We start from the raw sequence: 13,183 nt of genomic DNA, 5'->3' as shown, positions 1-13,183 counted from the left end.
GCCTCTGGTCGGCGGTGAACTCCGGCGCCATCACCGCGTCCGAGTACGCGGACGGATCCGGCGCGTACGTGCTCACCGACGCTCAGCAGGTGGCCGGACGTCGGCTGCTGCTCTCCCTGCCCGCAGACGAAGCCGAACTCGTCTACCGAACTGGTGCTGCCTGGGCCGCCTCCTCGACGGCACGGAAGAACCGCGCGAGCGCTGCTGAGTCTCCTCGCGCGACCCGCCGGTCGAGCCTCGCATAGCGTCGCCACGTCCCCGGACCGGGGCCACGCCACGAGGCCTCCAGCTTGTCCAGCCCTGCGTACCGGCCCTTCTCGACCGGCGTCGCCATGATCCGCACCGTGCGAAGATGACGGGCGCGCGCACCCGGCGGCCATGTGCCCTCCCAGGCTCCGAGGAGACCCGTCCCGTCGATCCGACGCCAGTCGACGTACCGTGCGTCGTCCAGCCGCCGGCGCGCCTCGGCAGCTGAGCCAGGACGTCGGTCAGGGTCCGAGTCGGTCATCGCGCGCGCAACGGTTGCGACGGCAGTAGGCACCCACGGCGCCAGCTTGTAGAACTTCTGCGGCAGCGCTCGCTTGCGGTTGTCGACGTTGGCCTCCATCTTGGCCTCGTCGACGCTCTCCCAGTCGTAGAACCCGTTGAGCATCTCGATGAGCACCATTCCGGCCGAGTACACGTCCGAGCACGGGTAGAGCTCCCCTGCAGCGCTCTCCGGCGGCAGGTAGGCGAGCGTTCCAGCACCTGCGGGCGAAGCCCCGGCGGTCAGCGCGGCCACACTGCCCAGGTCGCCCACGAAACCTGTCGTCCGTGAGCCATCGAGCATCACGTTGCCGGGCTTCACGTCGCGATGCAGCAGCTCGTGGTCAACGTGCATGTAGTCGAGCGCGGCGAGCACGTGCGAGCAGATCGTCACGGCTTCCCGGATGGAGAAGACGTGTCCCTCCTCGAGGGCGGTGTAGACGCTCTGCCCCTCGCAGTAGTCCGTGGTGAACGTGACCACCTTGAGCGAAGGGTCCATGTCCGGCGTCCACTGCGCCTCCCGCACCGTCAGGAGGTTGTCGTGCCTGAGGTTCTTGAGGAGCTGAGGCTCGGTGAGTGAGCCAGGGACCCCGAACAGTGCGACGGTCTTCGCGACGACGTCGTGCTCGAAGACCTCGTGGCGGTACCGGTAACACTCCCCAGCCGCACCCTCGTTGATGCTCTGCAAGAAGGTGTACGACGGCTTCGCCAGGTACTGGCCGTGAAGCTCCGGGGCCTCGCTCGGCGCCTGGATACTCGCCTCAACCGCTCCCTGCTTGGCGCTCACTGGGAGTCTTCCAGCTCACTGAGGGCAGCCAGAACGGTCGCGACGGCTAGGTCACGCTTGTTCGGTCCCCAGTTAGGCGTGATCTTCTCGGGGACCAGATCTACGGCGATGTCCTGCAGCTTGCCGCTGTCGTAGCCAAGGCGAGACCGCACGGTCTCGCGCGCCACCCGGCGGAACTCGACGTCCTCCTCCGCGGCGGCGAACGCGACAACCGTCTCCATGGTGATCCGCGGAACCAGCGCGTGGTAACCCTGCTTGAAGCGCTTGTCGTACTCGGCCGAGAGCAGCCAGACCAGTCCGATGTCGTATGCCCGCAGGACCCGACAGATGTCCTTGCGGGCGACGATCAGGGCCTGACCGGTGTCCAACCCCTTGGGCAGGTCGAGCCGGTACGCGTTGCCGAGATCGATCAGCGTGCCGTCGGGCTCGGCAGCCGCGAACCAGAGCACATCGCTCGCAGCGTGCACACCCAGCGCCCGCACCCGGTCCACCTCCCCGCCCAACCCATCAGCACCAATCCTAGTTCCCCGTCAGGTTGGGAAGCGGGCTACTTGGACTTGATCCACCACCCTCGCCAGAGGGCGGGGCGGGGGGCCGGGTCTGCTGCACGGACGGGTGACAGCGGCACAGAAAGTTGCCGCGGACTCGCCCGCGCCACCCCTGCGACTTAGGTGACTGAGACGTGCACCCACACCCACTGGAGGAGGGCCCCGCTGCAGCAACGGCGACACCCGAACCTCGACAGGCACTCCACGCCCCTGGCGACACACAACGTTGGCCGGAATGGACGACGCCCCGGATCCGTCGCGGAATTCGCCGACCTCGCGGCCGCGCTGCCCCAGGCGTTCTCGCAGCTGTCGAGCACGCTCGAGCAGGCATTGGCCGACCAGGTGCTCAGCATGGACGCGATGACCGACGAATCCGACCCCGCGATGGCGATCGGCGTCGCGCGTCTCCACCTGGAGGAGGCCCGCGGACTCGCGGTCGACCTCCACAAGCACCTGCACGCCGCCCGCAACGCCGCCGCGCACATCATCAGCCAGGGCGTCGACGACGGGCAGGAGTCGATGCCCTCGGACCAACCCTGACCTGGTGGTCCCCGGCCCTCGGTGACCCGCGGCGCCTGAGGCCCGCGAAACTTCTTCGCGCTCGGTGATCGCCCGAGCGGGTCGACCTTCCTTTGGTGACTGAGACATGACCCCGGTCAACCAAGGAGCTGCCCGTGAGCACGCCCACCGATTCTCCCTCCGCCGCGGCCGACCGTGACCCGGTTCAGGAGGCCCGCGACCACCTCGAGCAGGCCCTGGCCGCGCTCGACCGCCTCCGCGAGGTCCTGCCCCCGTCGAGCAGTACGCCCCCGTCCGACACGGGAGGCGGTGAGCCGGCATGACCACCGACACCGCACTGCAAGCCGCAGACGCAGTCTTCATGGCCGAGCAGGCCGTGGGACGCGCCTGCCGGGTCGTCGACGAGCTCCACACCACGATCAACTCCGCGCTCCGGGTTCTCGATGACGCCGAGCTCGACTCTGCGAAGGCCCGCCTCAGCGACCGCGGTGACTACTACCTCGAGGCCGCCGGCGAGCACTTGAGCCGCCTGCAGCGGCGCTGCAGCGACAACGCCGAGCTGGTCGACGAACTCACCGGACACCTGGAGCGTGCATCGCAGGCGATCGCCGATGCCCACGATCTCCTCCAAGACGCCGACACCTCCGATCCTGAGCTCGCCAGCGAGGTCGCGCAGTTGAAGCCACGCCTCGCCGTCGTGGGCGAGATGATCGACCTGGCCAAGCCGATGGCCCGGTTGACCGCTCAGCACGTCGACAGCGCACTGCTGGCGGCCCAGCACGTGACCCCGCCGTCGCTGCTGGAGCCGGTCACGCTCGAGCGGAGCATCGCGACCGCCGGCAAGGAGCTCGGCCGCGCCGACGAGGACGTGCGCCTGCTCGAGAACGTCGTCGACCACGCCGCGGCCAACGCCCGGCAGTCGACCGGCATCGCCAGCGAGATCACCGACAACGCCCGCCGGCGTATGGCCGAGCAGGGACGCGGCCAGGTTCCTCGCCAGGCCGCCCCGGCCGGCGGGTCGCCGGCGCGGTAGGCGGGAGGACAGGCATGGACCTCGATCAGGGCGGCCGCCAGCTGGCTGGCCTCGTCCTCGATGCCGCCGGCCGCGGGCAGCACGACCAGGTCGCCGACCTGATCGCGCCGCTGGACGCCGACCAGCTGCGGTCGCTGGTGGCGGTCCTGGCCGTCCAGGTCGACCAGACCATGCCGTCGGCGCCGGCAACCGGCCCGGCTGCAGTGTGCGAGCTGGCCATCAACGCGGCTGCGCCGATGTTCGGCACCACGCCGGAGGCGATCCTGAGCGCCGAGCGCAGCCGTGCGGTCAGCGACGCCCGCGCCGTGGCCATGACCGCCGCCCGCGAGGTCGGCCTGTCCCTCCCGGCGATCGCCGAGCACTTCAACAAGGACCACGGCTCGGTGATCCACGCCGTGCGCCGCACCGCCGAGCGACCCCGGCTGGCCGACGCCGCGGCCCGGGTCAGTGAGCACGTCAACGACCGCTACACCGCCCGGCTCCCCCGCCCCGAGGCCACGGTGGTCAGCCTCCACCAGGATCCGCCAGCGTCGACCTTCGAGCCTGACGGCCCGGTCGAGCATGCCGTCGCGGCGGCCGAGGCCTTTGGCACCACGCCGGAGGTCCTCCTCAGTACCGACCGCAGCCGGGCGGCAGCGGACGCCCGTGCGGTCGCCATGACGACGGCCCGCATCCACGGGCACAGCCTGCCGACGATCGCGCGTCACTTCGACCGCGACCACACGACCGTGCTCCACGCGACCCGGCGCATCGAGAAGACCCCACCGCTGCGCGACCTGGCCGCGAAGATCGCCGGCGAGCTCCCCGAGGAGCCGGCCGACGCCGGCACGAGCGGGGCAGACGGCGCCGAGCAGATCCCCGAGCCCGGCGACCGCTCCCCCGGCGCCCGGGCGCAGGAGCGCGCGGTTCCCGTCGCCGGCGAGCGTCCCCAGCTGAGGGTCGCCCGATGAAGGCCCTCATCGGCCTCGCCGGCGTGGCGATCGCCGTGCTCGCCGCCGGCGGCATCAAGGCAGCCCTCCCCGGCGCTCCCACGGGCCCCGACCCATCGGCGGGCCAGGCCACCCAGGTCCGCGTGACGGCCGTGGTCGACGGGGACACGCTGCGCGTCGAGGACCTCGGCGGCCGCGAGCTCGGCCGAGTCCGCCTGCTCGGCATCGACGCCCCCGAGGTCGCCCACCCACCGGCGCCGGAGGAGTGCTACGCCGACCAGGCAACAGACCTGCTCGAGGAGCTCGCGCCGGTCGGCAGCACCGTCCAGCTGGTCACCGACAGCGACCAGCCCGACCGCGACCGGTACGACCGGCTGCTGCGCTACGTCGACCACGCCGGCGTCGACGTGGCCCACGAGCTCCTGGCCCGCGGCGCCGCACGCCGCTACGAGGCTGTCCAGGACCTCGCCCGCGAGGAGTCGTACTCCGCGGCCGCCGCCGATGCCCAGGACGCCGACAGCGGCCTTTGGGGCACCTGCTGAGGGACGGCCGGGATGGACGACGAGCAGCTGATGACGGCCGCGAAGACGCTGGCCCGGTGGTGCTACAGCCGCGGCGTCGACGAACGCGTCCTCGGCTGCAGGGCGCAGCTCCACAAAGCGGCGGTCGACCAGGCGCTCGGCCGGCCGGCGCCGGCACACCTCGAGCACGCGCTGTGGCACCAGACCGCCACGCTGCTGCGCCAGCGGCGCGACTGGGACCGCGACCACCAGGTGACTCCCCCGCCGCCCGCGGCGTGCCTGCCCTGCGCCGTGGCGGTCGACCAGTGCCCCCACCACGCCGGACGGCGCTGTCGCGCCTGCGGTGGCCAGCTGCACCGCATCGTCGTCGACGAGGGCTTCGACACCCATCCGTGCTGCGACCGCACGGCCGGGACCGGTTCCCACGCCGTCCTCGAGCACACGGCACAAATGCTGGGCGCCACGCTGCTGGCCCAGCCGGCCTGAGCGGCCAGGTCCCCGCGACTTTCAAATCCAGTCGAGCCGCGGTGATCGCCCGGGCCCTCGATCCGCACATAGGTGACCAGGAGGACCGGCGCAGCCGGTGCCGGTCCACGGGATCCATGGCAGTTCACATGAGTGACGCCGCTCGCGAGGAAGCCGCGCTCGAGGAAGCGGCGCGACAGCGCGCCGAGGAGATCAGGGCCAGCGAGGAAGCAGCCGCCCAGGCCGCGGCCGCCGACACCGGCCCCTCCCCCGACGCCGAGATCGCACAGGTCCACCGGTCCGGCCGCCAGCACGACAACACCGACACCGCCGCCTACCAGCGGCCCCAGCTCGGCCGCCGCCGCGGCCCGCGCCGATAGGAGGCCCCGATGGCTACCGCACTCGCGCCGACAACCGGATCCTCGACCGTCCGCTGGGTCGACTGCTCACACAAGCTGGGATCGCTGCCCTGCATGAACCACAAGCCGCACGAGGGCGACGGCCGCGGCTGCGTGCACCACTCCACGTCCGGCTTCCAGGACGACGAGTAGCCCGCCGCCGGCCGCCGCACCGCCAGAGAACAGCCTCAGCCGTGCACCAGGTGAAGCCGCGGCCGCTGAGGCTGCTCGACGGCCGTCTCCAAGCGCTGCATCCGCTCGAGCGTCATCGGGTGCCCGTAGCGCCGCAAGAGACCTGCCAGCACGGGACCGAGGCCGAGAGAGAGCACGAACCGGTCGGCCTGGGCCTCCGCGTGGAGCTCGATCCGCCGGCCGGCCGCCGGCACCAGAAAGGTCAGCGCGATGACCGCGCCCCCAAGCAGACCGGCCCAGGCCCGGTCCTCAACGACCGACTGCACCACGCAAATAACCCCCACGACGCCGCGCAGCGTCCAGGCCAGCCGCATGAACGGAAGCCAGGCGAAGGCACGGCCGACGCCGCGGAACGTCGCCACCATCAGGCGCCACGGCGTCGTCGCCGCGAGCACGGCCAGCTCCAGACGCGGCTGGAAGGCCTGGCGCCGGCCGACCGTATGAGCCAGCGCGGCGGCCGCCTCCGCGCCGGTCACACCGCCGCGGTACGTCGCCTCGACCAGCCCAGGGCTGACCACCACGGTGCGCCGGCCGATCGCCACCGCCACCGGGGTGCTCGGTCGCTGGATCCGGCGCACGAACACCGCGCCGACGTCGACGCCGCGGCCGCCCAGCTCGGCCAGCACCGGCGCCATCACCCGGACCTCGGCCTCCTTCGCCGGCCGCGAGCTGGTCAACGCCGCGACCGCAGGCTCGTGCAGCTGCCCCAGCGCCAGCGCGACCAGCACGCCGCCCGCAGCCATGAACGCCACCAGGCCCAGCGCCGGCGGGAGCAGGGCGCACACCACCACGGTGAGGACGAAGCTCACCAGCAGTGCTGGCGCCAGCGTCACGGCTCTCAGCACGGTCATCGGGAACCTCATCTCGACCCTCCTCCATCTTCCGGCACTAGTGCGGATCTCTTGACTTTGCTCGCGGTGATCGTCCGACAACCACCGAACGACATAGGCGAACGAGACCAGTTTGTGCCCAGGGACCGACAGCACCCCGAGTTATCCACAGCCCGCCGCTCGGCGCAGCGGGCCGCGGCCGGGACGTGGGTTCATAAGCCAGACCGACCTCCGACTGAAAGGAACACCCGTGGACACGCTCAACGCTGACGCCCCCTGGGACCGCCTCTGCTCGATCGCCCATCTGCTGCACCAGACCGCTGCCCAGGTGTGGAGCGACGCCGACGAGGCCGCCCCCGACTCCCCGCTCCACGACCTCGGACTGGGCGTCTACCTCGCGCACTCCCAGGCGAGCGCCCTGCTGCCCGACGACTACGAGCTGCCCGACGTCGACCCGCTCCCCGACCTCGAGGACCGAACGCCCCTGCAGCTGCTCACCGAGGCCGAGGAGCTGACCCGCCCGCTACCACTGCACCAGCCGGACCTGGTCCACGGCTCGCAGCTGGTCGTCGACCTGTGCGACCTCATCCGAGAAGCCCGCGGCCTTGGCTACTGACCTGCGCCTGGCGTACGCCGACATCGACGAGGAACTCTTCGACGTCGACCAGATCCCGGTGACCTCGCGCGACGTACGCAGCGTCGGCGAGATGCTCTTCGACGTCGACTACCTGGCTCGCCAGCTGCTCATGGACGTCGACGGCGATGACGCCGGCACGCTCCTGCGGAGCTGGCCGACGATGGTCGCGGCCGCGGAGGACCTGTGGGCCTCGCTACCGGGTCGCCGGCCTGGCGTCGACGAGCGCGATCGGCCCATCACCAGCCTCGCGGCGCAGGCCTCGACCATCGAGTCCAGCCTGTCCGGCCGAAAGGCCTGGCCAGGTCCGGGCCCGACCAACCCCCGCGTCGACCAGATGACCCAGACCCTGCTCAACGCCGCGGCTCTCGTCCGCCGCTACGGCGCCGAGGTCCCGCACGAGCAGACCGACGCCCACCGCGACCTCGAGGCAGCCCGGACCAGGATCATGCACGGTCTCTACCTGACCGCCCACGCCGTCAACGTCGCCCTGCACGACAACGGACGCGACCGCGTCAACGACGCCCGTGCGTCGGGTCGCCGGGTCCACCTGGCCCAGCACCACTCCCCCTACGCTATCGCACCCACCGGGGTCTGGGTCGATCGGATGTCGGCATGCGAGAACACCGCACGCAGCTACCTGACCAACCGGTTCGCCCAAGCCCTCGCTGGTGAGGCGATCAGGCCGGTCGACGACCCCGGCCGCCTGGCGCAGGCCCTGGCCAGCTGGGACATCCAGTCCCACCGCGCGCTGGTCCGCGACCCGGAACCGTCCAACATCCTGCTCATCACCCGCACCCAAGGACTCATCGCCGGCGCCAGCATGGTGCTCGTCGACGCGGCCGCCACCGCCGGCATCCTCGAGCCATCGGATCGCCTGGTCCCCGCGATCGCCGAAGCAGGCCGCTCCTGGAGCAACCTGGCCAGCCGCTGGGGCGACCTCGCTCCCCCGGCCGCCCGCCTCGAGGAGCCCTTGGCACGCGCGGCCGCGGAGGTCCGCGCCGCGTACCGCCAGATCACCCACGACACCACCACCCTCGCAACACCGGAGGTCATCGCCACCCGGCCAGGACTCCCCCAGGCCACCATGGCGACGCTCCGCGCGATCGAGGGCGGCACCGAGCTCGCGCACGTCGTCGCCGAGAAGGCAGACGCCCCCAACCTCACCGGTCCCGCCCGCGCCCTATCCCGCCGAGCGCACAACGACGTCGAGGCCGGCCTGGCCACCCCGCCGGCCGAGGGCGACGTTGTCTGGGTCTCCCCAGCCGACATTCTCGCCAAACGCCTGGTCCCGCTCCCCCCACCCCTTGCCGAGGCGCTGCGCTCCGCGGGCGACGCCACAACCGAGGCATCCAGCACGGCATCCGCCATCGCCACGATCCACTCGCCGGGGGGAGGCACCGTCGGTGGCGAGGAAGTATTCGGATTCGCAGGATGGCCGGTGAGAGGCAAGGGGATCGTTCAGGCTCGGTCTCACACGAAAGAGCCCAGGCCGGCGACGAGCAGCGCTCCGCCGCGGCGGCACGCGCGCTGATCAGGAACTACCTCGACAACCGATTGCCGCTGTGGTTCTCGGGTGGCCCTGGAGGTTACCTGCTCTCCTGTTCGGGACTGTTTGGCGCGGATCGTGCGGCCGATGGAAACTGCAGGTCCTCGGGACTCCAGTGGCTGCTGGCGGCGTGCTCGCGCAGGTAGTCGCGCAGGCCCGGGAGGGTGAAGTCGACCAGCCCGTGGCCCCGGGGCTCGATCACCTCCGCGGCGATCAATCGCAGCCGGTACTGGCCGGCGTAGGTGGCGTCGACGCCGAGGCGGGCGGCGATGTCGGCCATGCGGCTCGAACCGTCGTCGTGGGCCATGGCGGCCAGGAAGGAGCGGTCCACGTCGGAGAGGTCGGCCAGAGCGCTGGCGTGGACGAGCTGCCCGACCTTGCGGCGCGCCTGGTCGACGCCGCGACGAGCTTGGTCGACGTCGATGGTCGCGGCGGTGCGGTCGGCCCGCCAGGCATGCAGTCCGACGAGCTGGATCATGAACGGGTATCCGCCGGTGCCGGCCACGGCGACCTGCAGGGCGTCAGGAGTGATGTCTCGGCCGGCCTCACGGACGGGCACGGCGATCGCCGCGGCGACCTCCTCGGGCCGGACCGTACGGAGGTGGCGCCGGTCGGCGCGGCGCAGGAACGTCGAAACCTCATCGGAGAGCAGGTCGTCGACAGCGGAGGGCAGGCCGGCGCCGACGAACGCGACGTTGCGGCGCTCGCGGAAGGCATGCTGGATCGTGGTTCCGAGCTCGCGTAGATCGTTCAGGCCCTTGCGGTGGACCTCGTCGACGGTGATGAGGACACCGCCGCCGCCTCGCTCGGCCAGGATGTCGGTCAGCAAGTTCAGCTGGGACCGCAGGCCCGGGCGGGGAGTGTGGCGCTCGGAGACCTCGCGGTCGGCGCCGAATCCGCCCGGGAGCGAGACGCCGGTCAGGCGCGACTCGGTCTGGCGGGGATCGACTTCACTCAGCAGGCGCGGCAGGTGCTCATGGGTGATCCGGTCGATGAGGTTGGGCGTCGCGGTCTCGGAGATCACCAGCCAGCCTTCCGCGCCGGCGACGTCCTCGTAGGCGTTGAGCATGACCGTCTTGCCTGTGCCGCGCAGCCCGGTGACCAACGTGGCGCGCTCAGGCGATCCGGGGCCTCCTCGAAGCCCCTCGCGGAAGTCGTCCAGGTCGGTATCGCGGCCGACCAGCAGCGGGGGACTGGTCCCGAACGTGGGGGTGAAGGGGTTGTTCACGCCAGACACCGTATCAACCTCTTTAAATCCTTTAAAGATCGCCGCGAGCTTTAGCGGCCTTTAAACCCTTTAACTCTCGCCTGTCAGCGCGGGATGCCCGTGCCTTGTGCACCGGGGTTGCCGCCGGCGAGCGGCGACCGGGTCGAGAGCCGGCGACGCGCAGCGTCGTCGGGGCTCTCGGCCGGCGGCCCGAGCTCGTCGACGTCGGGGCTCTCGGCCGGCGCCGGCCGGGCGCTCTGGCTGAGGGATTCGGCTAGGTCCTCGATGTCGGCTTCCAGCACCTGTTCGAGGAGGTTGGCGATGCTCGTGGGGGAGCCGTCGCACTCGGCCACCAGTGCGTCGGCCAGCTGGTCGAGGGCGGCGTTGCCGCGGGCGGTGAAGGTGACGACTCCGGGGACCGGGTTCTCGGCTGGGGAATTACTCATGGGTCCACCTCGCTTTCCTGGTCACCTAGGTGTCATCCAGGCCCGGCAGCGATCACATCGGCCGAAGTCGTTTCCACCGCTCGAGCCCGGCTGGCGGCCCGCGGGAAATCACCAAGGGCACGCAGAAGCGCCCCGACCGGCTCTCGGGTACCGGATCGGGGCGCTGGGAGGCACGCTAGGACCAGGTGCCGAGCCAACTGCCGGCGTCGTCCTCGCCGGCTACCGGGCAGGCCGGCGCCGCGGCGGTCGGTTGCTGAGCTTCTGCGGTGGGGGCGGCAGTTCGCGGCCCAGGCGCCGGCGGGCCTCCTCGGCCGCGACGATCACCGCTTCCTGGGCGAACGCCGAGCGGGCGAGCATCCGGCCGAGCTCCTGACGGTCGGCCACGAGCGCGTCTTCGACCGCCTCGATGGTCGAGGCGGGCAGGTCGTGCTTCTTGTTGAAGCTCTTGCGGGTCACGCTGACCAGGGCGGGATGCTTCTCGCCCGCGGCTGCGAGCTCGGCCCGCTGCTGCGGTGAGCGCCGGGCGTGGAGCTCGAGCGCCTGGGCGAGCCAGCCGACGAACGAGCCGGGTGAGTCGGCGTCGGTGTCCAGGTCTGCGAGGTAGGCCGAGCGTGCGAGGTCCCACACGCCGGGTTTCCAGTAGATCCCGACCGGGATCGTGGTCTGGCTCGTCACCTGATCACTCCCCTGGTCTCCTCCGCCGGCGTCGAGCTGCAGCGGCTAACACCAACGCCGCTGCATTCCCGGTCGGGGCCCTGCGCAGCCGTTCCCACCCTCGCTCGATTCCTTCCGTTCCAGCCAGCTACGAGGTGCAGCCGCGCCGCGCCGCCGCAGCGGAGTCCGCGCGCCCGTGAGGCCGGGTTTTCCCCACCCTCGCCGGGTGCCCACCTTTCCACAGGTCCGCCCTGTGGCCCGGTAGGCGTCAGCCCCCGCTGGGAGACTTTGTTCTGTCAGTTCTTTCTATTCTACTCATGGAGGACAGCCGCATGACCGACACCATCCAGACCCCCGCCGCGACCGACGCCGACGAGGCCTCCGAGGCCGTCCAGGCTGAGGAGTTCCTGTACCTCGACCCCGCCGCGATCATCATCGGCACGAACGTCCGGACCGACCTGCGCCCCGACCACAAGGAGTTCCGCAAGTCGATCAAGGAGCGCGGCGTGCTGGAGGCCGTCACGGTCTACCGGAACGAGGACGGCCAGTACGTCCTGCTGCGTGGCCAGCGCCGGACCGTCACCGCCGCGGAGATCGGCACCCCCACCGGCCTGATCCCTGCCCGCGTCGTCCCCCAGCCCGCGGACGCCGACCGGATCGGGGACCAGATGGTGGAGAACATCCACCGCGCCGGGATGCGCGAGGCCGAGATCGTCGCGGGCGTGGAGCAGCTGGCCCTGCTCGGCGTGAGCGCCGCGCAGATCGCCAAGCGCACCAGCATCGACCGCCCGACCGTGAACGCCGCCCTAGCGGTCACCAAGGCCGACCAGAGCCGCAACCGGCTCGACTGCGGTGACCTGACGTTGGAGGAGGCCGCGATCTTCGCCGAGTTCGAGCACGACCCCGAGGCCGTCGAGCGCCTGGAGAACGCCAAGCGGTGGCGTCGCTCGCTCGCCCACGAGGCCCAGCGGCTGCGCGACGAGGCCGCCGAGCGCGAGGCCGACGCCGCCGAGGTCGAGCGGCTGCGCGCCGAGGGCCTGCCGGTGCTGAGCGCCGAGGACGTCGCGGAGGCCGACGAGGTGCTGCGCATCGAGCGGCTGGTCACCGAGGACGGCGAGTCGCTGCCCGAGGAGGAGTGGCCCAACGTTCCCGGCGCTCGCGTCCAGGTCGTCAAGGAGTGGGCCTACCCCGAGGACGAGTACGACGAGGAGCACGAAGACGACAGCGACGAGGAGCACGAGGACGACGAGCCCGCCGAGCCCTACCAGCAGTACGTGCCGGTGTGGGTCGTCACCGACCTCGACGCGTCCGGCCTGCGTCGTCGCGGCGGCGGGTCCGGCAGCACCGCCAGCGCGGACGAGGGCGGCGAGAGCGAGGAGGAGGCCGAGGCCCGCCGCGAGGAGCGCCGCCGCGTGATCGCCAACAACAAGGCCTGGGCGAGCGCGGAGACGGTGCGCCGCGCGTGGCTGGCCACGTTCGTGGCCCGCAAGACCGCCCCGAAGGGTGCCGAGGCCCTGATCTGCGAGGCCGTCGTCACCGGCCACCACTCGCTGAGCAAGGCCATGGACCACCGGCACCCGATGCTCTTCACGCTGCTCGGGATCGACGTCCCGACCGGCTACTACGGCGCGGGGTACGAGGAGTGCCACAAGATCGCGACCAAGGCGAGCACGCCGAAGGCCGCGACCATGACCACCCTCGCCGCGATCGTCGCCGCGTGGGAGGCCACGACCGGCAAGCACTCGTGGCGCAACCCGACCGCGTGGGACGCCCGCGTGCTCGGCGCGCTCGTGGAGTGGGGCTACCAGCCCAGCGAGGTCGAGCGGATCCTGCTCGGCGAGGAGCCGCAGCCGAGCACCGAGGACGACAGCGACGACGACGCCGACGAGGCCAGCGACAGCGCCGCCTGATCGGCTCCCCCTCCCCCACCTGAGGGCGGTTCTTCC

Annotated in this window: 17 protein-coding genes; 11 read left to right on the top strand and 6 right to left on the bottom strand. The window is 71.5% G+C overall.

Annotated features, from left to right (window positions below):
• Positions 1 to 142: 142 nt before the first annotated feature.
• Positions 143 to 1,312 carry a protein kinase domain-containing protein gene (locus KM427_RS00960; protein ID WP_215525938.1) on the bottom strand — a complete coding sequence of 390 codons (1,170 nt, stop codon included), beginning with the start codon at positions 1,310 to 1,312 and terminating at the stop codon, positions 143 to 145.
• Complete coding sequence (locus tag KM427_RS00955) at positions 1,309 to 1,815, bottom strand: hypothetical protein (RefSeq protein ID WP_215525937.1); 507 nt, start codon at positions 1,813 to 1,815, stop codon at positions 1,309 to 1,311. Before KM427_RS00955 ends, KM427_RS00960 begins: the two co-directional genes overlap by 4 nt.
• 405 nt (positions 1,816 to 2,220) lie before the next feature.
• On the opposite strand from KM427_RS00955, the gene KM427_RS00950 reads away from it, so the two are divergent.
• From KM427_RS00950 to KM427_RS00915, 8 genes are all read left to right on the top strand, one after another.
• A complete protein-coding gene (locus KM427_RS00950) occupies positions 2,221 to 2,400 on the top strand; it encodes a hypothetical protein (RefSeq protein WP_215525936.1) in 180 nt (59 codons plus the stop codon).
• 134 nt (positions 2,401 to 2,534) lie between these two features.
• Positions 2,535 to 2,702 (top strand): hypothetical protein, encoded by a 168-nt coding sequence (locus tag KM427_RS00945; protein ID WP_215525935.1) that lies wholly within the window; start codon positions 2,535 to 2,537, stop codon positions 2,700 to 2,702.
• Entirely contained in the window at positions 2,699 to 3,412 is a 714-nt protein-coding gene (locus tag KM427_RS00940) for a hypothetical protein (protein ID WP_215525934.1), read from the top strand. The genes KM427_RS00945 and KM427_RS00940 overlap by 4 nt, the downstream gene beginning before the upstream one ends.
• A 14-nt stretch (positions 3,413 to 3,426) precedes the next feature.
• The gene (locus KM427_RS00935) at positions 3,427 to 4,362 is read left to right on the top strand and encodes a helix-turn-helix domain-containing protein (RefSeq protein ID WP_215525933.1); all 936 of its coding nucleotides are present in this window, start codon (positions 3,427 to 3,429) and stop codon (positions 4,360 to 4,362) included.
• On the top strand, positions 4,359 to 4,883 hold the full coding sequence (locus KM427_RS00930; protein ID WP_215525932.1) for a thermonuclease family protein: 525 nt from the start codon (positions 4,359 to 4,361) through the stop codon (positions 4,881 to 4,883). Before KM427_RS00935 ends, KM427_RS00930 begins: the two co-directional genes overlap by 4 nt.
• 12 nt (positions 4,884 to 4,895) lie before the next feature.
• Complete coding sequence (locus KM427_RS00925) at positions 4,896 to 5,348, top strand: hypothetical protein (RefSeq protein ID WP_215525931.1); 453 nt, start codon at positions 4,896 to 4,898, stop codon at positions 5,346 to 5,348.
• A 128-nt stretch (positions 5,349 to 5,476) separates the two neighbouring features.
• The gene (locus KM427_RS00920; RefSeq protein WP_215525930.1) at positions 5,477 to 5,707 is read left to right on the top strand and encodes a hypothetical protein; all 231 of its coding nucleotides are present in this window, start codon (positions 5,477 to 5,479) and stop codon (positions 5,705 to 5,707) included.
• 9 nt (positions 5,708 to 5,716) lie between these two features.
• Positions 5,717 to 5,878 (top strand): hypothetical protein, encoded by a 162-nt coding sequence (locus KM427_RS00915; protein ID WP_157519779.1) that lies wholly within the window; start codon positions 5,717 to 5,719, stop codon positions 5,876 to 5,878.
• Positions 5,879 to 5,913: 35 nt separating this feature from the next.
• On the opposite strand, the gene KM427_RS00910 is transcribed toward KM427_RS00915, so the two are convergent.
• Positions 5,914 to 6,780 carry a hypothetical protein gene (locus KM427_RS00910; protein ID WP_215525929.1) on the bottom strand — a complete coding sequence of 289 codons (867 nt, stop codon included), beginning with the start codon at positions 6,778 to 6,780 and terminating at the stop codon, positions 5,914 to 5,916.
• Positions 6,781 to 6,997: 217 nt separating this feature from the next.
• Between KM427_RS00910 and KM427_RS00905 the strand changes: the two genes are divergently transcribed.
• Entirely contained in the window at positions 6,998 to 7,363 is a 366-nt protein-coding gene (locus tag KM427_RS00905) for a hypothetical protein (RefSeq protein ID WP_215525928.1), read from the top strand.
• Entirely contained in the window at positions 7,353 to 8,915 is a 1,563-nt protein-coding gene (locus tag KM427_RS00900; RefSeq protein ID WP_215525927.1) for a hypothetical protein, read from the top strand. Before KM427_RS00905 ends, KM427_RS00900 begins: the two co-directional genes overlap by 11 nt.
• Positions 8,916 to 8,970: 55 nt before the next feature.
• On the opposite strand, the gene KM427_RS00895 is transcribed toward KM427_RS00900, so the two are convergent.
• The 3 genes from KM427_RS00895 to KM427_RS00885 all read right to left on the bottom strand — a co-directional run bounded on the left by KM427_RS00895 (position 8,971) and on the right by KM427_RS00885 (position 11,258).
• Positions 8,971 to 10,158, bottom strand: coding sequence for an ATP-binding protein (locus tag KM427_RS00895; protein WP_215525926.1), 1,188 nt, complete (start codon positions 10,156 to 10,158; stop codon positions 8,971 to 8,973).
• Between the two features lie 83 nt (positions 10,159 to 10,241).
• Positions 10,242 to 10,583, bottom strand: coding sequence for a hypothetical protein (locus tag KM427_RS00890; protein ID WP_215525925.1), 342 nt, complete (start codon positions 10,581 to 10,583; stop codon positions 10,242 to 10,244).
• A gap of 219 nt (positions 10,584 to 10,802) precedes the next feature.
• The gene (locus tag KM427_RS00885) at positions 10,803 to 11,258 is read right to left on the bottom strand and encodes a hypothetical protein (RefSeq protein ID WP_215525924.1); all 456 of its coding nucleotides are present in this window, start codon (positions 11,256 to 11,258) and stop codon (positions 10,803 to 10,805) included.
• Positions 11,259 to 11,569: 311 nt separating this feature from the next.
• Between KM427_RS00885 and KM427_RS00880 the strand changes: the two genes are divergently transcribed.
• A complete protein-coding gene (locus KM427_RS00880; protein WP_215525923.1) occupies positions 11,570 to 13,147 on the top strand; it encodes a ParB/RepB/Spo0J family partition protein in 1,578 nt (525 codons plus the stop codon).
• The last annotated feature ends 36 nt before the right edge of the window (positions 13,148 to 13,183 follow it).

Source organism: Nocardioides sp. LMS-CY, from assembly GCF_018732145.1.
GTDB lineage: Bacteria > Actinomycetota > Actinomycetes > Propionibacteriales > Nocardioidaceae > Nocardioides > Nocardioides soli.
This window is presented reverse-complemented; position numbering and strand designations above follow the sequence as displayed.